Below are 17,231 nucleotides of genomic sequence, written 5' to 3' on the forward strand. Positions count from 1 at the left end.
GATGGCGTCTCACGGCAGGTGCTCGGTGATACCCAAACCAACCACATCAGTCGCCTTGGATACACCGTTGATTAATCGCACGCCTTGGGCGAAGCTCATTTTCCCTGCAGGGAAGCCTCGTAAGGGTCGCAGGCCGGGTTAGGCTCGCCGAAGAAGACCGAGCGACACTCAGTCGGATCCAGGACATCCAGATCGAATTGGATGGCCAGATGCTTGATCTCGTTGACGCGGTTCCACTCCAGCACGCTTGCACTAGATAAGATCTGCGCTTCTGGCGGCGCAACGTTCAGGCTATAGCGCTCGATGAACTCAGCCCCCTGACATGTCAGACCATCGTTCCGCAGCCATGCGAACATCACCTTCTTCGGGTCAATATGCACCTTCACCTGCGCAGCGAGTGGGGTGTTTTATAAGTACCATGGAAACATCAATTACCCAGCGCTCTTGCTACACGAGCGACCCGTTGAATTTGCCTTGGTTCAACCGGCGCGCCGCCAGCCAAACGACACCCCCATCATGCATCAGCACTTGCATTCGGGAAGTAGCGACAGGCCTTTATCTTGAAGATAACCGTTAATGACCGCGAGCCTCGCGCAGGTCAGTGGATGCTATTCCAGTAGGTGCCGGAATGTCATGTTCGTGATGTCTTCAGGTATCGGGGCCCTCAGGGTCAGGCGGTCAGGCGTCATCACACTGCAGGACTTGACCGGCGACTTCCTCTCCGCGGCCATTACGCTAACACGGCGGTTAATCAACTGATATTTTTGCCAGTATGAAAATCTATAAGGGCGCATTACGTTAGGTACGACGAAAGACAGACTTGAAAACCTAGACAGGCTGCCCGCGTCTATTTTTCAATGAGTTTCGATTTTGTCTTCTGCGTCATTAACAATGACGCTGGGGCATGAAAATACTGTCTTTTTCCACAGCTGTAACCTTCATCAGCAAAATAGAGGTGTCTTATGGGAAAGCGAAGAGAGTCTGCCTTTAAACTTTACTTTGGCAATGACGAGAATGAATCTAAAGCCATTGTGAGGTTTACCGATGATGATGGGCTAGGCATCGGTCTTGACGGTGGTGATGTAGCCAAGGTGACTAAAGGTCAAATGGTCGCACAGCATACAGAAATGGGCCCAGAGTACCTAGATCACCTCGGCGGCAAATTAAGGGCTACTTTATGGGTAGAAATTGTAGACAGCTGGGAAAAAGACGGTAACTGGGGTGGTTACCTTAAAGTTGCCTGCGAGCACTTGAAGGGTCAGTACCTCGATAGCAAAAGCGGATGGGTGAGGCCCTACAGTAAAAAGTACGACCCCGTGACGTTCGTCGACAAGGACGATTATTACGAGATCTGGCAAGGAGACCCTGGGACGGGTAAACCATTGAGTATTGAGGGGGGGGTCTTGAGGTTCATGGATGACAAGACGAATATTGGCCAATGGAATATCAAAGACTAAATAGCAATGACCCGTGTTCCGCTCGGGAAGTTCGTTAATCCAAAAGCCCCTGAAACATTGGGCGAGTTATTTAAACAGATAAACGAACTAACCGTTCGGGGCACTCGTGTGGTGTTTCATAAGTACTGTGGACACATCATTTGCCCAGGGCTCTTGCTTGCACGAGCGGCTGAGGTGAGGATGTCATCAGCTTCTGGCGCCACCGGAATGGCTCCGGGTTCTGGTTGTACGTTTCCAAGTCCTGCGCAATGGATGCTTATAGATCTTTGACGCTAACCTGTGCCTGCCGCTTGATCCATTTCTCGCTCAGCGTTGAGAAAAAGCGCTCGACCCCATTCAGGCACGAGGCCGGAGTCGGTGTGAAGTGCATGTTGTAGCGCGGACGCGCCGCGAGCCAGGCCCTGACTTTCGATACAGTGTCAATACTGAGGCAAACGACATGGTATTGAGCGTCATGCATGGCATTAGATGCAGTCAATACCCCGTACCATGTCACACAAACACCGTGCTTGGCGATGCAGAACTCTATCCGAATTTGCCAAACGCAAAAAGCCAAAAGCCCGCAATTACGCGGGCTTCAGGGCATTTTTTGCTAGATCGTGCCGGGCTATACCGGACGCAGGATCACTCCCACTCAATCGTCGCCGGCGGCTTGCTCGACACGTCGTAGGTCACCCGCGAGATACCGTCGATCTCGTTGATGATACGGCCGCTCACGGTTTCCAGCAGTTCGTAAGGCAGATGAGCCCAACGCGCGGTCATGAAGTCCACGGTCTCGACGGCGCGCAGGGCGACGACCCAGGCGTAGCGACGGCCGTCACCGACCACACCAACCGATTTCACTGGCTGGAACACCACGAAGGCCTGGCTGGTCTTGTGGTACCAATCAGCCTTGCGCAGCTCTTCGATGAAGATATGGTCCGCGCGACGCAGAATGTCGGCGTATTCTTTCTTCACTTCACCCAGGATGCGCACACCCAGGCCCGGGCCTGGGAATGGGTGGCGGTAGACCATGTCGTAGGGCAGGCCGAGTTCAAGGCCGATCTTGCGCACTTCATCCTTGAACAGCTCACGCAGTGGTTCGACCAGCTTGAGGTTCATTTCCTCCGGCAGGCCACCGACGTTGTGGTGGGACTTGATCACGTGGGCCTTGCCACTCTTGGCGCCAGCCGATTCGATCACGTCCGGGTAGATGGTGCCCTGGGCGAGGAACTGGATGTTGGGCAGCTTGCTGGCCTCGGCATCGAAGATGTCGATGAAGGTGCGGCCGATGATCTTGCGCTTCTTCTCCGGGTCGGCTTCGCCGGCCAGGTTGTCGAGGAACTGCTGTTCAGCGTCGGCACGGATCACCTTGACGCCCATGTTCTCCTTGAACATGGCCATCACCTGGTCACCCTCGTGCAGGCGCAGCAGGCCGTTGTCGACGAAGACGCAGGTCAGCTGGTCGCCGATGGCGCGGTGCAGCAGGGCCGCGACCACCGAACTGTCCACGCCGCCGGACAGGCCGAGCAGGACGTTGGCCGACCCCACTTGCTCACGCACCTGGGCGATGGCGTCCTCGACAATGTTGGACGGGGTCCACAGGGCTTCACAGCCGCAGATGTCCTGCACGAAACGGGACAGGATGCGACCGCCCTGCTTGGTGTGGGTCACTTCCGGGTGGAACTGCACGCCGTAGTAGCCGCGTGTGTCGTCGAACATGCCGGCGATCGGGCAGCTCGGGGTGCTGGCCAGTACGTGGAAACCGGTCGGCAGCTGGGTGACCTTGTCACCGTGGCTCATCCACACGTCCAGGCCCAGTACGCCGTCGGCGTCGATATGGTCCTCGATGCCGTCGAGCAGGCGGCTCTTGCCGACCACGTCCACGCGGGCATAACCGAACTCACGCAGGTCGGACCCTTCGACCTTGCCGCCCATCTGTTCGGACATGGTCTGCATGCCGTAGCAGATGCCCAGCACAGGCACGTTCAGGTCGAACACGGCCTGGGGTGCACGGGGGCTGTTGGCTTCGTGAACCGACTCGGGGCCACCGGCGAGGATGATGCCGCGCGGGTTGAATTCGCGGATCGCTTCATCGTCCATGTCGAACGGGTGCAGTTCGCAGTACACGCCGATCTCGCGCACGCGGCGGGCGATCAGCTGGGTGTACTGGGAGCCGAAATCGAGGATGAGGATCCGGTGAGCGTGAATATCGAGGGCCATGGGGAATCTCTGATTCAGCTGCGAGCTTGAAGCTGCAAGCTGCAAGTTGATCGGGGAAAACGCAGTGGCTGCGCGAACGCAGCCACCGTCTGGAGCTTACCGCTGAGCAATCAGCCAACCCGGTAGTTGGGGGCTTCCTTGGTGATCTGCACGTCGTGAACGTGGGACTCGGCCATGCCGGCGCCCGTGATGCGTACGAATTCCGGCTTGGTGCGCATCTCTTCGATGGTGGCACTGCCGGTGTAGCCCATGGACGAACGCAGGCCGCCCATCAGCTGGTGAATGATCGCGGCCAGTGCGCCCTTGTACGGCACGCGGCCTTCGATACCTTCGGGGACCAGCTTCTCGGCACCGGCCGAGGAGTCCTGGAAGTAACGGTCGGAGGAGCCTTGCGACTGCGCCATGGCGCCCAGCGAACCCATGCCACGGTAGGCCTTGTAGGAGCGGCCCTGGAACAGTTCGACTTCGCCCGGCGCTTCTTCGGTACCGGCGAACATCGAACCCATCATCACGCAGCTGGCACCGGCGACGATGGCCTTGGACAGGTCACCGGAGAAGCGGATGCCGCCGTCGGCGATCAATGGCACACCGGTGCCTTCAAGCGCAGCGGCGACGTTGGCGATGGCGCTGATCTGCGGCACGCCGACACCGGCCACGATACGGGTGGTGCAGATCGAGCCAGGGCCGATACCGACCTTGACCGCGTCCGCGCCGGCTTCGGCCAGGGCCTTGGCAGCCGCGCCGGTGGCGATGTTGCCGCCGATCACCTGCACCTGCGGGTAGGTTTGCTTGACCCAGCGCACGCGCTCGATCACGCCCTTGGAGTGCCCGTGAGCGGTGTCGACCACGACCACGTCCACGCCAGCGGCGACCAGGGCGGCAACACGCTCGCCGGTGTCCTTGCCGGTGCCGACAGCAGCGCCAACGCGCAGACGACCCTGGTCGTCCTTGCTGGCCAATGGATAGGCCTTGGCCTTCTCGATGTCCTTGACGGTCATCATGCCCTTGAGGCTGAAGTGCTCGTCGACGATCAGCACTTTCTCGAGGCGGTGCTTGTGCAGCAGCTCGCGCACCTCGTTCTTGTCCGCGCCCTCGCGGACGGTGACCAGGCGTTCCTTGGGCGTCATCACTTCGCGGACCCTGGCGTCCAGGCGGCTTTCGAAGCGCACGTCGCGGGAGGTCACGATACCGACCAGGTCACCGTTTTCCAGCACAGGCACGCCGGAAATGTTGTTCAGGCGCGTCAGGTCGAACAGGTCACGCACGGTGGCGTCGGCCTCGATGGTGATCGGGTCCTTGACCACGCCAGCCTCGAACTTCTTGACCTTGCGCACTTCGCCGGCCTGCTGCTCGATGGTCATGTTCTTGTGGATGATGCCGATACCGCCTTCCTGGGCCATGGCGATGGCCAGGCGCGCTTCGGTGACGGTGTCCATGGCAGCGGAGACCAGCGGGATGTTCAGCTCGATGCCACGGGTCAAACGGGTCTTGAGACTGACTTCATTGGGCAGTACCTCGGAATAACCAGGTACAAGGAGAATATCGTCGAAGGTCAGGGCTTCTTGGCTGATACGCAACATCGCGGGGGCTCCCGGGCGGGAAAAATGGAAGCGCGCCATTATACTCATGCGTGCCGTGCCACTCAATGTAAATCAAGCCTGAAGTTACAAGTGGCCGTTGCTGCCCTGCGCGCTACCGCCCTGCCCGGCCGCTCGTCAGGCGAGCCGGACCTGCACCACCGCCACCGGTTGGTCCAGCCAATCGGCGAAGCTGTCGATGAACGCCTGGGTGAACCCGGCATCGCCCCAGTTGTTGAAGATGAAGCCCAGGTTGGAAAAGGCACAGGGTTGCAGGAACAGAAAGCCATTGATGTCGTCTTCGAACCCGCACAGCGGGCACGTGAAGTTGTCGCTGACCCCAGGCATCCACTCTTCCAGGCTGTCGAACAACGGCTCGCCCACTTCCCGCCGGCACTGCGGGCAGCCTGCCTCTTCCTTGAAGCCTTCGGTGGGCGTATAGATGCAGCGCTTGAGCATCACCTCAAGGCCGTTGACCGGCGCACCGAAGGGCAGTTTGTCGGGGTGCAGCGCCACCTTGCGAGCACCTGGCCCAAGGGCATGGGCCATGCGGTTGCCGGTACGCCCGCAGGTGGTCAGCTGCTCTTCCACGACCTTTTCGCGGACCAGCCAGCGCAGGATGGCGCGGGCGCGGGCCTCGTGCACCGGGACGGTGGACTGCCTGGGAACGATGATGCTTTGGGTATTCATGAGCGGGACAAGCCTTGGATCGGGTAGTCGGCCAATTCTACCCCCTGCTCAAGCGCTCACATAGCGAGCGATGAGCGCCAGGCCGCTGGCCAGCACCAACCAGGTGACCAGCCGCACGAAGACCTCGCGTGACAGCCTGTGCGCGAGCCTGCGCCCAGCCCACAGGCCGATGACCATCACCGGCAACAGGCAGGCCGCCATCAGCAGCAGTTGTCGATCGGCGTAGACACCGGCGACCAGGAACAGCGTCAGGCGCACCAGGGTGCTGCAACTGATCAACGCGCTCTGGGTGGCGCGCACCTGCGCCTTGTCGGGCAGGCGAGCGCTCAGGTAAAGGGCGTAGAGAAAGCCGCCACTGCCGAACAAGGCCCCGAACAGCCCGCCCACAGTGCCCATTGGTGCCGCCCACCACCCGGCAAGCGAGGCCGGGCGTACCTTCAGCGCCAGGCTGTAGAGCGCATAGGCGGTGATGAACAGCCCCATCAGCAGCATCAGCAGGTCCGATTTGAGCTGCAGCAGGAACACAACGCCCAGGGTGCACCCCAGCGCCATGAACGGCAGCAGGCGCAGCAATTCGCGCCGTATCACATCGCGCCGCGAGGGCAGCAGGTTGCCGAACGCCGCCACGAAATCGAGCAACACCAGCAAGGGAATGATCTGCGACAGCGGCATGAAATGGATCAGCACCGGGCCTGCCACCAACGCCGTGCCGAAGCCGGCGATGCCGAACACCACATAGGCCGCCGCGATACCCAGCACGATGGGTAGCCAGTCAAGCACCGAGAACGGTAGTGCTATGGCGAAGTCAGCAAGCATCGGCGCATTGTCCTTGAAGGTTCAGCGCACCATAACCAAACCCGTGTCATGCCGGCTAATATGCAATCTCGCCTTGATCCATCTCGAAATGGCATCGCTCATGATCTCGACCCGTCAGTTACGTTACTTCGTGGAAATTGCCGAATGTGGCAGCTTCAGTGCTGCGGCCGAACGGCTGTATGTCGCCCAGTCCGCCCTCAGCCGCCAGGTGCGCGAGCTTGAACTGCAGCTGGACACGGCGTTGTTCGAACGCACGGCCAGGTTGCCTCGCCTGACCGATGCGGGCCGGGCGTTCCTGCCGCGTGCGCGCAACCTGCTGCTGGACCTGGACAAGGCTGGCGAGCTGGCCCGAGCCGTTGGCCAGGGCCTGCGCGGCAGCCTGAACATCAGCCACTCCAGCACGGTGCCGCTGACCGGTCGGTTGCTTGAGCACTTGGGTGAGTACTTGCGGACCAACCCAGGCGTGAGCATGGAGATCGCCCAGCTGTCCTCCGAAGGGCAGCTTGCAGCCCTGGCCGAAGGTCGCCTGGACATCGGGTTGCTGAGACTGCCGGTGCTGCGTCAGCACGATGGGTTGTGCGTCGAGCCGCTGTTCGAAGAGCCCCTGCTGCTGGCGCTTGCCCCTACCCATGAGCTGGCAGCGCGCGATTGCATCGCCTTGGCGGAGCTTTCGAGCCAGCCGTTCATCTCCATTCCCCACCACCAACGCGGTGGCCTGAGCTATCTGTCTGCCGAGCTGTGCATGGCGGCGGGGTTCTTTCCCCAGCCTGCGCGGGTGGTGTCGCGCAAGACCACGCAGTTGCAGCTGATCCAGGCGGGGTTCGGGGTGGCTTTGCTGCCACGCTGCATGCAGGACATCGCCCCTCCTGCGCTGCGGTTCATCCCGCTGACGGACCCCGGCTGCGTCAGCACCGTCGCCATCGCTCACCGTCGCGATGCCGGGCCGCTGGTTAGCCAGTTCATCGAACACATGACCTGCGCAGCTTCGGCAATCGGTACGCCAGGGCAGGCACCCGCGATCCAGGTCAGCTCCTGATCGACCGGGCACGACACCCGGCCCCCTCATCCTTTATAGTGCCTTCCCATGATCAAAGACCCTTTCGAACGCCTCGGCCTTGACCGTGATGTGCTCACCGTCAGCCAACTCAATGGCCGCGCCCGGGTGCTGCTGGAAGACGTTTTCCGCAGCGTGTGGGTGGAGGGCGAGATTTCCAACCTGGCCCGGCCGGCCTCCGGTCACATGTACTTCACCCTCAAGGACAGCGGTGCCCAGGTGCGCTGCGCCCTCTTCCGGCAGAGCGCCACGCGGGTGCGCCAGGCACTGCGTGATGGCCTGGCGGTACGGGTGCGCGGCAAGGTGTCCCTGTTCGAAGGCCGTGGCGACTATCAGCTGATCCTCGATACGGTGGAGCCTGCTGGCGATGGTGCGCTGCGCCTGGCTTTCGAGGCGCTCAAGGAAAAGCTTGGCGCCGAGGGCTTGTTCAGCACCGACAGCAAGCGCGCGCTGCCTGCGCATCCCCAGCGTATCGGCATCATCACCTCCCCCACCGGGGCCGTGATCCGCGACATCATCAGTGTGTTCGCCCGTCGCGCGCCCCAGGTGGAGTTGAACCTGATCCCCACCGCCGTGCAGGGCCGCGAAGCCATCGCCCAGATCGTGCGCGCCATTCGCCTGGCCGACAGCCGCGGTTTCGACGCATTGATCCTGGCCCGCGGCGGCGGTTCGCTGGAGGACCTGTGGTGCTTCAACGAGGAAGCCGTGGCGCGCGCCGTGGCCGCGTGCAAGACGCCGATCGTGAGCGCCGTGGGCCATGAAACCGACGTGTCGATCAGCGACTTCGTAGCCGACGTGCGTGCCCCTACCCCGTCTGCTGCGGCCGAGCTGCTTGCCCCCGACAGCAGCGGGTTGCAGCATCGCCTGGACGGCCTGCAACGGCGCCTGACCCTGCGCATGCAGAACCGGTTGGTGCATGATCGCCTGCGCCTGGAGTCGCTGATTCGCCGCTTGCGCCATCCGGGCGAACGCCTGCGTCAGCAGGCTCAGCGCCTTGATGACCTGGACATGCGCCTGCGCCGTGCCTTCCTGCACAACCTCAATCAGCGCCGCGAGCGCTTGGTGCGCCTGGAGACGCGCCTGGCTGCGCAACATCCCGGGCGCACCCTGGCCCTGCTGGGCCAGCGCCTGGACAGCCTGGCCGAGCGACTGCCACGGGCCATGCGCGACGTGCTCAAGGACCGGCGCCAGCGCTTCCAGGCCCAGCTACAGACCCTGCAGATCGTCAGCCCCCTGGCGACGCTGGCGCGCGGCTACAGCATTCTGCTCGACGAACAAGGCCAGGCCATCCGCAGCGCCGAACAGACGCGCAACGGCCAGCGCCTCACCGCACGCCTCAACGAAGGCGAGCTGCAGGTGCGGGTCGAAGATAACCACCTGACTCCGGTCACGCTCTCACTTCTGGATTGACCCATGCCCCGCTTGCTCGCGTCACTGCTCGCCCTCGCCTTCACCGTCCTGAGCGCCACAGCCCAGGCCAGCTACATCACCCGCACGCTGAACAAGCCGGTGCCCGGCGGCGTTGCAGTGGTCGACCTGGGGCCGGCAGCCAGTGCCCCCAGCGCACGCTTCGATGGCAAGCCGGTGCTGGTGGTCAAGGAACAGGACAACTGGTTGGCCATCGTCGGTATCCCCCTGACCCAGAAGCCTGGGCAGGCGGTGGTGCAGCAAGGCAGCCGAAGCCTGCCCTTCACCGTGGGCCACAAGCAGTACCCCGAACAGCGCATCACCTTGAAGAACACCCGCCAGGTCAACCCCAATCCGGCCGACCTCAAGCGCATCGATCGCGAACTGGCCGAGCAGATCAAGGCCTACCGCAGCTTCAGCCCGGCATTGCCAAGCAACCTGATCCTCGACAAGCCGGTCAATGGGCCGCTGTCGAGCAAGTTCGGCGTGCGCCGGTTCTTCAATGGTGAAGAGCGCAACCCCCATGCGGGCCTGGATTTCGCCGTACCAGCGGGTACGCCGATCAAGACGCCAGCCAATGGCAAGGTGATTCTGGTAGGCGATTATTTTTTCAATGGCCGCACGGTGTTCGTCGACCACGGGCAGGGCTTCATCAGCATGTTCTGCCATATGTCCAGGATCGACGTGCAGAACGGGCAGCAGCTGCGTCGTGGCGATGTGGTTGGGCGCGTTGGCTCAACGGGGCGCGCGACCGGGCCGCACATGCACTGGAACGTCAGCCTGAACGATGCGCGTGTTGACCCGGCGATCTTCATCGGCGCCTTTCAGCCCTGAGGCAGGGCTGACTCTGCGTCGATAGACCCTTGAGCCGCCCGACGAAACGGGCGGCGATTGCCGGGCCAACGCAGATCTGAAGCCCTTCTGAACGGTTGACACACCATTGCGCCAAAGAAAAATACTGCGCAACAGATGCAAAGCATTCAAATGCTAGCCACAAGAAAATCTCGCAATAGCGCTTTTTTTGAGCATTTCTCTCAATTTTTTTTCAACGCTTGCCAACCCTCAGCCCACTGGTTAGGGTTGAGGCCATGAAAACCTTCAGCACCCTCATCTTGCTCCGACAACATCGCAGCCTCTGCCTGGTCAGCGCTCGACTACCAGGCTGAATCGCGTCGCCTCGCCCCCACCTCGTTACTGCTCGGCAGGCCCGATCTCGGCCGCACATAAAAGGATTGCTTCCATGACCATGCTCAAAGACCCTTCGAAGAAATACCGCGCCTTTCCCACCATCGACCTGCCCGACCGTACCTGGCCGTCCAAGACCATCACCGAGGCGCCCATCTGGTGCAGCTCGGACCTGCGGGACGGTAACCAGTCGCTGATCGAGCCGATGGATGCGGAGAAGAAGCTGCGGTTCTGGAAGACCTTGGTGCAAGTGGGCGTGAAGGAAATTGAAGCCTCCTTCCCTTCGGCCTCGCAAACCGACTTCGACTTCGTCCGCACCTTGATCGAAGACGGTCATATTCCAGAGGACACCACCATCCAGGTGCTGACCCAGGCGCGTGAAGACCTGATTGCCCGTACCTTCGAGTCCCTGCGCGGCGCCAAGAAGGCCATCGTTCACCTGTACAACGCCACCTGCCCGGCTTTCCGCCGCATCGTCTTCAACCAGGACAAGCAGGGCGTGAAGGACATCGCGGTAAACGCGGCCAAGCTGTTCGTCAAATACGCCGCACAGCAGCCGGACACGCACTGGACATTCCAGTACTCGCCCGAAACCTTCAGCGCTACCGAGATGGAATTTGCCAAGGAAGTGTGCGATGCGGTCATCGAGGTGTGGAACCCTACACCCGAGCACAAGATCATCCTCAACCTGCCGGCTACCGTCGAAGTCGCCACGCCCAACGTGTACGCCGACCAGATCGAATGGTTCTGCCGCCACATCAACCGCCGTGACAGCGTGATCATCAGCCTGCACTGCCACAACGACCGGGGAACCGGCATCGCCGCGACCGAGCTGGGCCTGATGGCCGGCGCCGACCGTGCCGAGGGCTGCCTGTTCGGCAATGGTGAGCGTACCGGCAACGTCGACCTGGTGACGCTGGCCTTGAACCTGTACACCCAGGGCATCGATCCGGGCCTGGATTTCTCCGATATCGACGGTGTGCGCAAGGTCGTCGAAGAATGCAACCAGCTGCCGGTACACCCGCGCCACCCGTACGTAGGCGACCTGGTGCACACAGCCTTCTCCGGCTCGCACCAGGATGCCATTCGCAAGGGCCTGGCCAAGCAGCAGGAAGGCGAGTTGTGGGAAGTTCCGTACCTGCCGATCGACCCGGCCGATATCGGCCGTAGCTACGAGGCCGTGATTCGCGTCAACAGCCAGTCCGGCAAAGGCGGCATCACCTACCTGCTCGAGCAGGAATACGGCATCAGCCTGCCGCGCCGCATGCAAATCGAGTTCAGCCAGGTTGTGCAGGGCGAAACCGACCGCCTGGGCCTGGAAATGACGGCGCAGCAGATCTACAGCTTGCTGCACAAGGAATACTTGCAAGCCAATGCGCCATACGCGCTGGTCAGCCATCGCCTGCAGGAAGAAAACGGCCACAGTGCCGTGGAAGTGGAAGTCGCTGGCGAAGGCGAGACCACGCTGCACTGGCGCGGCAAGGGCAATGGCGCTCTGGAAGCCCTGGTTGCCGGCCTGCCGGTTGCCGTCGAAATCATGGACTACAACGAACATGCCATCGGCGCCGGCACCAACGCCAAGGCAGCGGCCTACATCGAGCTGCGTGTAGCCGGCGGGCGTCCTGTGCACGGTGTGGGTATCGATGAAAACATCACCACAGCCAGCTTCAAGGCCCTGTTCAGCGCGCTGAACCGCTCGCTGAGCCAGCAAGAGGCCAAGGCGGCCTGAGTGCTGTCAGGGAGAAAGCGGCCTCTTTAGCCGATGTTGTTGACTCGGGATTGTTGGGGCCGCTTTGCGGCCCCAACGTTCTAAAGGCACACTTACCTCTACCGTCTACGCGCTCACCACCCGCAAGCGGCAAACGGCAGGCAAAAAAATGGGCGCCGACCAAGCGCCCAAAAAGCCGTAAAGCACACAACGAAATTCAGTGACCGTCCACCAGCGCCATGGCCTCGGCACTGCAGGCCTCGATGCGAGCCCAGTCGCCATTCTTGATCCAGCTGCTGTCGAGCATCCAGGTGCCGCCTACACACATCACATTGGCCAAGGCCATGTAATTGCGCACGTTGGCCGGGTTGACGCCGCCGGTGGGGCAGAAACGGATATCGCCAAACGGGCCTGCAAAGGCTTTGATCGCCGCCACGCCACCGCTGATTTCGGCGGGGAACAGCTTGAAACGGCGGTAGCCCAGCGCGTAGCCCATCATGATTTCGGACGGGGTGCTGATACCCGGCAGCAATGGGATTTCGCTCTCCACACCTGCTTGGAGCACATCCTGGGTAATGCCGGGCGTGACGACGAACTGGGCGCCAGCGGCCTCGACGGCTGCAAACATGGCGCGATCGAGCACCGTCCCGGCGCCTACACACAGTTCGGGGCGCTGCTCACGCAGCACTTCGATGGCCTTCAGGCCATGCTGTGAACGCAGGGTCACTTCCAGCGTGCGGATACCGCCGGCTGCCAGGGCATCGGCCAGTGGCAGGATGTCCTGTTCGCGGGCGATGGTGATCACCGGCAGGATGCGCGCCGCTTCGCAGATGGCGTCGACCCGCGCGGCCTTGTCGGCCATCGAGAGCTTGGGCTGTGGACGTTCGAGGGTGATCATTGCTGTGGATCCTTGGCTCATGGGCACCAGTAGATGTCCAGGGGTGCGTGAAGAAAAGCGCGAATGGGCATTTCGGCGAGGTCGCCATCCGCCAGCGCGGCGCGCAGGGTAGCGAGTTTGCCTGGCCCTTGCACGGACAATGCGGTGAACCCTGCCGTGGCCAGCAGCGATCGGGTCATGGAAAGACGCTGATGGGGAACGGTTGGCGCCATTAGCGGTAGGCAACGGCGGGGATTGTTTGGATCAAGGCCCTCGGCCAAGTTGGGACTGGCTGGGAACAGCGAGGCCGTATGGCCATCGTCACCCATACCCAGTACCAGCACGTCGATGGGCGGCAGATCGGCCAGGGCGCGATCGGCCTGCTCTGCAGCTTCTTCCAGCGAAGGCGCTTGCTGGTACAAGCCAATGAAGCGCGCTTGGGCGGCCTGCCCTGTGAGCAGGTGCCGGGCCAACAGGCCGGCATTGCTGTCGGCGTGCTCCACCGGCACCCAGCGCTCATCGGCAAGGCTAACCGTCACCTTGCTCCAGTCCATGTCCTGCTTGGCCAGTTGCTCGAGAAAAGGCACCGGGCTGCGTCCACCAGACAGCACGACGCAGGCCTGGCCTTTAGCGTCGATGGCCGCCCGCAGGCGCTCACTCACACCCTTGGCCAATGTGTCAGCCAGGGTGCTTGCGTCGGGCAGTTGATGCACCTCGGTGCTCGTCGGAAACTGCAAGTCGGACAATGTTTCAGATGTCGCCATACCAGGCCCTCCCATCGCGGGTGATCAAAGCAATCGAGCTCATTGGCCCCCAGCTGCCCGCAGCATAGGGCTTGGGGGCGTCGCCTGTGTTGCGCCAGCCGGCAATCAGCTGGTCACACCACTTCCAGGCGTACTCGATTTCGTCCTTGCGCACGAACAGGTTCTGGTTGCCCCGCATCACTTCAAGCAGCAAGCGTTCATAGGCGTCCGGAATCCGCGCGCTACGCCAGGCGTCGGAAAAATTCAGTTGCAGCGGGCCACTGCGCAGTTGCATACCCTTGTCCAGCCCTTGCTCCTTGGTCATCACGCGCAGGGAGATACCTTCGTCCGGCTGCAGGCGAATGATCAACTTGTTGCCCACCTGCAAACGCTGTTCCGGGGCAAAGATGTAGTGCGGCGTTTCCTTGAAGTGGATGACGATCTGCGACAGCTTTTGCGGCATGCGCTTGCCGGTGCGCAGGTAGAACGGCACGCCCGACCAGCGCCAGTTGCGAATGTCGGCGCGCAGAGCGACGAAGGTCTCGGTGTCGCTCTGGCTGTTGGCGTTGTCTTCTTCAAGGTAACCCGGCACCGGCTTGCCATCGCTGTAGCCGGCAATGTACTGCCCGCGCACCACCCGCGTGCTCAACCCGTCTCCGGTGATTGGCGCCAGCGCCTTGAGCACCTTGACCTTCTCGTCGCGAATGGCGTCGGCCGACAGCTCGCTCGGCGGGTCCATGGCAATCAGGCACAGCAACTGCAACAGGTGGTTCTGGATCATGTCGCGCAACTGCCCGGCCTTGTCGAAGTAGCCCCAGCGACCCTCGATACCCACCTTCTCCGCCACCGTGATTTCCACGTGGGAGATGGAGTTCTGGTTCCATTGGGTTTCGAACAGGCTGTTGGCGAAGCGCAAGGCGATCAGGTTCTGTACCGTCTCCTTGCCCAGGTAGTGGTCGATGCGATAGACGCGGCTTTCGGGAAAGAACCGCGCCACGGCATCATTGACCCGGCGTGAGGACTCAAGGTCGTGACCGATCGGCTTCTCCAGTACCACACGGGTGCGCTCGCTCAGGCCCGCCTTGTCCAGGTTTTCGCTGATGGCACCATACACAACGGCGGCCGTGGCGAAGTAGGCGATCAGGGGATGCCCGTCAGGCACTTGCGCGGCCAGGGCCTGATAGCCTTCTGGCTGCAGAAAATCCAGGTGCTGGTAATCGAGCCTTGCCAGGAAGCGCTCGAGCGCCGGAGCCTCGATGTCGGCCTCGGGCACATGTTTGCGCAAGTGGGCTTCGATGCTGTTCAGGTGATCCTGGGCGCTGCCAGCCTCACGCGCCAGCGCCAGCAGGCGCGTCTGGGCGTGCAATAGCCCGGCGCGGTCGAGCTGGTAGAGCGCAGGGAAGAGCTTGCGCAGGGCCAGGTCGCCCAGGGCGCCAAACAGGGCAAATGTGCAAGGTTCGACACTGATTGCAGCCATGATGTTGGTTCTTTCCTAAAGTTGATTTAGAAATACCGTTTTCAGTTAGGGTTTTCAAGGAAAAATGTAGTAAAAACCATAACATTATTCGGATGTATGACAGACGAGTGGTGCGCAATCGGCGCCGCCAGTACGATAGACGACCCTGCAAACAGGCCTGCTGCTCCCTCAGCTGGCTGTCTTCCCGACCCAAGGACACCCCATGGACCGCGTGAGAAACCTCCTGGAACAGATCCAGGGACGCCTCGACGAGCTGAACAAGGCCGAACGCAAAGTCGCCGAAGTCATCCTGCTCAACCCGCAACAAGCCACACGCTTCAGCATCGCGGCGCTGGCACAGGCGGCCAAGGTCAGCGAACCGACCGTCAACCGCTTCTGCCGCTCATTCGGTGTCAGCGGTTACCCGGAGCTGAAACTGCAACTGGCGCAAAGCCTGGCCAGCGGCGCTGCCTACGTCAGCCGTGCGGTGGAGGCCGATGACGATCCGGCGGCCTATACCCAGAAAATCTTCGCCAGCGCCATCGCTTCGCTCGACAGTGCCTGCCAGCAGCTGGATCCCCAACAGGTCAGCCGCGCAGTCGACATGATGATCCAGGCTCGGCAGATTCACTTCTTCGGCCTGGGCGCCTCCGCGCCGGTGGCGCTGGATGCCCAGCACAAGTTCTTCCGCTTCAACCTGGCAGTGTCGGCGCATGCCGACGTACTGATGCAACGCATGCTGGCCTCGGTGACCCATACTGGCGACCTGTTCGTGATCATTTCCTACACTGGGCGTACTCGCGAGCTGGTGGAAGTAGCCCGTCTGGCCAGGGAAAACGGCGCCTCGGTGCTGGGCCTGACAGCGGCCGGGTCGCCGCTGGCCAACGCCTGCAGCCTTAGCCTTCACATCCCCCTGCCCGAAGACACCGACATCTATATGCCGATGACCTCGCGCATCATCCAGTTGACCGTACTCGATGTGCTGGCCACCGGCATGACCTTGCGCCGGGGCGTGGATTTCCAGCCACACCTGCGCAAAATCAAGGAAAGCCTCAACGCCAGTCGCTACCCCATCGAGGACGACGAACTCAGCTGAGCCGGTGCGCCTGAAGACTCAAGTGCGCGCGCTGCCCCGGTGCCAGGCTCAGGCCGTCGTCGCTGCCGCTGGCAGCCTCCACACACACGAAACGCTGGCACTCGCGCCCGGTAACCCCCAATAGCGGCCGGCTGCCGGGGTGCCATACGACCGTGTCGTCGCTGTCGCCGGTGTCGATGCACAGCTGGCGCTGCCAGGCCGGGTCATGCAGTTGCACGCGCGGAATGCCCGGATAGACCCGCTGGCAGCCGCCCTTGGGCTTGAGCGCCCCGTCCTGGCGGCATGCCTGACGGTTGAGGTGGTCGTACCCCTCGATGTCCTCGAGCCCGGACAGCGCTACCTCCGACACGTCACTGATACGCCAGTAGGCCAGCAAGGCATGACTCAACTGGCACGGCTCGCTGTCCTGATGCTCGGTGCTCAGGCTCAACTCCATGCGGCTGCCCAGCCGCGCCTCCAGGTCGACCTGCCAGTCGCACAGTTCCAGGCGCCACTTGAGGACCACGCCCTGCTCATCCTCATGACTGTCCATCAGCTTCCAGTCCAGCAGGCGGGCCCAACCGTGGGCAGGCCACAGGTCTTCACTGGGATGGCGCCCGTACCAGGGCCAGCAGACCGGCACCCCGCCGCGAATGGCGCCCACCTGTGGCCACTGTTCTGCGCACCACAGCCAGGGCCGTTCACCTGTGGGCTGGAAATGCAGCAACTGTGCCCCCTGGCGACTGAAAGCCGCCTGGCACAGGGGGTGATCGATGATCAGCACATCGCGCTGCTGGTAGCGCTCCCATTCGAACGTCGGCCGGGGCCGCCGCGCGGCGAAGAAGCGATGGAGCGGATGCTCAGGCATGGTGCAGGGCTCTTGTTGTTTGAGGTAGCGCTGTCTTGGCCTGTCCACGGCAACCACTGCAGGTCAGTGGTTGCCGGGCGCCAAACGGGATTGGCGTAAATTTACAACAAATGCAC

The 17,231-nt window shown here is 62.0% G+C and carries 15 protein-coding genes and 2 pseudogenes; 6 read left to right on the forward strand and 11 right to left on the reverse strand.

The annotated features are described in order from the left end of the window. Positions 1-95: 95 nt before the first annotated feature. Positions 96-380 carry an arginase family protein gene (locus tag PFU01S_RS09945; protein ID WP_132578335.1) on the reverse strand — a complete coding sequence of 95 codons (285 nt, stop codon included), beginning with the start codon at positions 378-380 and terminating at the stop codon, positions 96-98. Between the two features lie 162 nt (positions 381-542). After that, positions 543-677, reverse strand: a pseudogene (locus PFU01S_RS22140) (IS5/IS1182 family transposase); the annotation flags it as partial. 285 nt (positions 678-962) lie between these two features. Between PFU01S_RS22140 and PFU01S_RS09950 the strand changes: the two are divergent. Further along, positions 963-1,457: a hypothetical protein gene (locus tag PFU01S_RS09950; protein WP_028687075.1), complete on the forward strand. Its 495-nt coding sequence runs from the start codon at positions 963-965 to the stop codon at positions 1,455-1,457. Between the two features lie 116 nt (positions 1,458-1,573). Here the strand turns inward: PFU01S_RS09950 and PFU01S_RS21750 are convergent. The 5 genes and pseudogenes from PFU01S_RS21750 to PFU01S_RS09970 form a co-directional block, all read right to left on the reverse strand. Then, positions 1,574-1,866 (reverse strand): annotated as a pseudogene (locus PFU01S_RS21750) (IS630 family transposase); the annotation flags it as partial. A gap of 215 nt (positions 1,867-2,081) precedes the next feature. Next, positions 2,082-3,659 (reverse strand): glutamine-hydrolyzing GMP synthase, encoded by a 1,578-nt coding sequence (gene guaA, locus PFU01S_RS09955; RefSeq protein ID WP_023533313.1) that lies wholly within the window; start codon positions 3,657-3,659, stop codon positions 2,082-2,084. 110 nt (positions 3,660-3,769) lie between these two features. Continuing rightward, entirely contained in the window at positions 3,770-5,239 is a 1,470-nt protein-coding gene (gene guaB / locus PFU01S_RS09960) for an IMP dehydrogenase (RefSeq protein WP_023533362.1), read from the reverse strand. Between the two features lie 135 nt (positions 5,240-5,374). After that, complete coding sequence (locus PFU01S_RS09965) at positions 5,375-5,926, reverse strand: hypothetical protein (RefSeq protein WP_027913795.1); 552 nt, start codon at positions 5,924-5,926, stop codon at positions 5,375-5,377. Between the two features lie 48 nt (positions 5,927-5,974). After that, positions 5,975-6,742: a sulfite exporter TauE/SafE family protein gene (locus tag PFU01S_RS09970; RefSeq protein ID WP_028687074.1), complete on the reverse strand. Its 768-nt coding sequence runs from the start codon at positions 6,740-6,742 to the stop codon at positions 5,975-5,977. A 100-nt stretch (positions 6,743-6,842) separates the two neighbouring features. On the opposite strand from PFU01S_RS09970, the gene PFU01S_RS09975 reads away from it, so the two are divergent. The 4 genes from PFU01S_RS09975 (at position 6,843) to leuA (ending at position 12,117) form a co-directional block, all read left to right on the forward strand. Then, on the forward strand, positions 6,843-7,778 hold the full coding sequence (locus PFU01S_RS09975) for a LysR family transcriptional regulator (protein ID WP_081783941.1): 936 nt from the start codon (positions 6,843-6,845) through the stop codon (positions 7,776-7,778). Positions 7,779-7,826: 48 nt separating this feature from the next. Further along, positions 7,827-9,206 carry an exodeoxyribonuclease VII large subunit gene (gene xseA, locus PFU01S_RS09980; protein ID WP_023533297.1) on the forward strand — a complete coding sequence of 460 codons (1,380 nt, stop codon included), beginning with the start codon at positions 7,827-7,829 and terminating at the stop codon, positions 9,204-9,206. 3 nt (positions 9,207-9,209) lie between these two features. Further along, positions 9,210-10,037 carry a M23 family metallopeptidase gene (locus PFU01S_RS09985; RefSeq protein WP_027913793.1) on the forward strand — a complete coding sequence of 276 codons (828 nt, stop codon included), beginning with the start codon at positions 9,210-9,212 and terminating at the stop codon, positions 10,035-10,037. Between the two features lie 406 nt (positions 10,038-10,443). Beyond that, positions 10,444-12,117 carry a 2-isopropylmalate synthase gene (leuA, locus tag PFU01S_RS09990; protein WP_023533308.1) on the forward strand — a complete coding sequence of 558 codons (1,674 nt, stop codon included), beginning with the start codon at positions 10,444-10,446 and terminating at the stop codon, positions 12,115-12,117. 196 nt (positions 12,118-12,313) lie between these two features. Here leuA and PFU01S_RS09995 read toward each other — a convergent pair whose 3' ends face one another. From PFU01S_RS09995 to zwf, 3 genes are read right to left on the reverse strand one after another with little or no spacing between them, the layout of a single operon-like run. Beyond that, positions 12,314-12,994, reverse strand: a complete 681-nt coding sequence (locus PFU01S_RS09995; protein WP_023533406.1) for a bifunctional 4-hydroxy-2-oxoglutarate aldolase/2-dehydro-3-deoxy-phosphogluconate aldolase — start codon at positions 12,992-12,994, stop codon at positions 12,314-12,316. Positions 12,995-13,011: 17 nt separating this feature from the next. Continuing rightward, on the reverse strand, positions 13,012-13,737 hold the full coding sequence (pgl, locus tag PFU01S_RS10000; RefSeq protein ID WP_420835086.1) for a 6-phosphogluconolactonase: 726 nt from the start codon (positions 13,735-13,737) through the stop codon (positions 13,012-13,014). Beyond that, complete coding sequence (gene zwf / locus PFU01S_RS10005; RefSeq protein WP_027913791.1) at positions 13,724-15,193, reverse strand: glucose-6-phosphate dehydrogenase; 1,470 nt, start codon at positions 15,191-15,193, stop codon at positions 13,724-13,726. Before zwf ends, pgl begins: the two co-directional genes overlap by 14 nt. Before the next feature lie 211 nt (positions 15,194-15,404). Between zwf and hexR the strand changes: the two genes are divergently transcribed. Further along, positions 15,405-16,268 carry a DNA-binding transcriptional regulator HexR gene (gene hexR / locus PFU01S_RS10010; protein WP_173645906.1) on the forward strand — a complete coding sequence of 288 codons (864 nt, stop codon included), beginning with the start codon at positions 15,405-15,407 and terminating at the stop codon, positions 16,266-16,268. On the opposite strand, the gene PFU01S_RS10015 is transcribed toward hexR, so the two are convergent. Continuing rightward, a complete protein-coding gene (locus PFU01S_RS10015; protein WP_023533397.1) occupies positions 16,261-17,115 on the reverse strand; it encodes a D-hexose-6-phosphate mutarotase in 855 nt (284 codons plus the stop codon). The two genes, hexR and PFU01S_RS10015, sit on opposite strands and share 8 nt — an antisense overlap. Positions 17,116-17,231: the final 116 nt, after the last annotated feature.

The organism is Pseudomonas fulva NBRC 16637 = DSM 17717 (assembly GCF_000730565.1).
Taxonomy (GTDB): Bacteria; Pseudomonadota; Gammaproteobacteria; order Pseudomonadales; family Pseudomonadaceae; genus Aquipseudomonas; species Aquipseudomonas fulva.

Coding starts and splice junctions, on each gene's coding strand:
- guaA (WP_023533313.1), bottom strand. CDS start 3,659: ATGGCCCTCGATATTCACGCTCACCGGATCCTCATCCTCGATTTCGGC.
- guaB (WP_023533362.1), bottom strand. CDS start 5,239: ATGTTGCGTATCAGCCAAGAAGCCCTGACCTTCGACGATATTCTCCTT.
- PFU01S_RS09975 (WP_081783941.1), top strand. CDS start 6,843: ATGATCTCGACCCGTCAGTTACGTTACTTCGTGGAAATTGCCGAATGT.
- leuA (WP_023533308.1), top strand. CDS start 10,444: ATGACCATGCTCAAAGACCCTTCGAAGAAATACCGCGCCTTTCCCACC.
- xseA (WP_023533297.1), top strand. CDS start 7,827: ATGATCAAAGACCCTTTCGAACGCCTCGGCCTTGACCGTGATGTGCTC.
- pgl (WP_420835086.1), bottom strand. CDS start 13,737: ATGGCGACATCTGAAACATTGTCCGACTTGCAGTTTCCGACGAGCACC.
- zwf (WP_027913791.1), bottom strand. CDS start 15,193: ATGGCTGCAATCAGTGTCGAACCTTGCACATTTGCCCTGTTTGGCGCC.
- PFU01S_RS09965 (WP_027913795.1), bottom strand. CDS start 5,926: ATGAATACCCAAAGCATCATCGTTCCCAGGCAGTCCACCGTCCCGGTG.
- PFU01S_RS09950 (WP_028687075.1), top strand. CDS start 963: ATGGGAAAGCGAAGAGAGTCTGCCTTTAAACTTTACTTTGGCAATGAC.
- PFU01S_RS10015 (WP_023533397.1), bottom strand. CDS start 17,115: ATGCCTGAGCATCCGCTCCATCGCTTCTTCGCCGCGCGGCGGCCCCGG.
- PFU01S_RS09995 (WP_023533406.1), bottom strand. CDS start 12,994: ATGATCACCCTCGAACGTCCACAGCCCAAGCTCTCGATGGCCGACAAG.
- PFU01S_RS09985 (WP_027913793.1), top strand. CDS start 9,210: ATGCCCCGCTTGCTCGCGTCACTGCTCGCCCTCGCCTTCACCGTCCTG.
- PFU01S_RS09970 (WP_028687074.1), bottom strand. CDS start 6,742: ATGCTTGCTGACTTCGCCATAGCACTACCGTTCTCGGTGCTTGACTGG.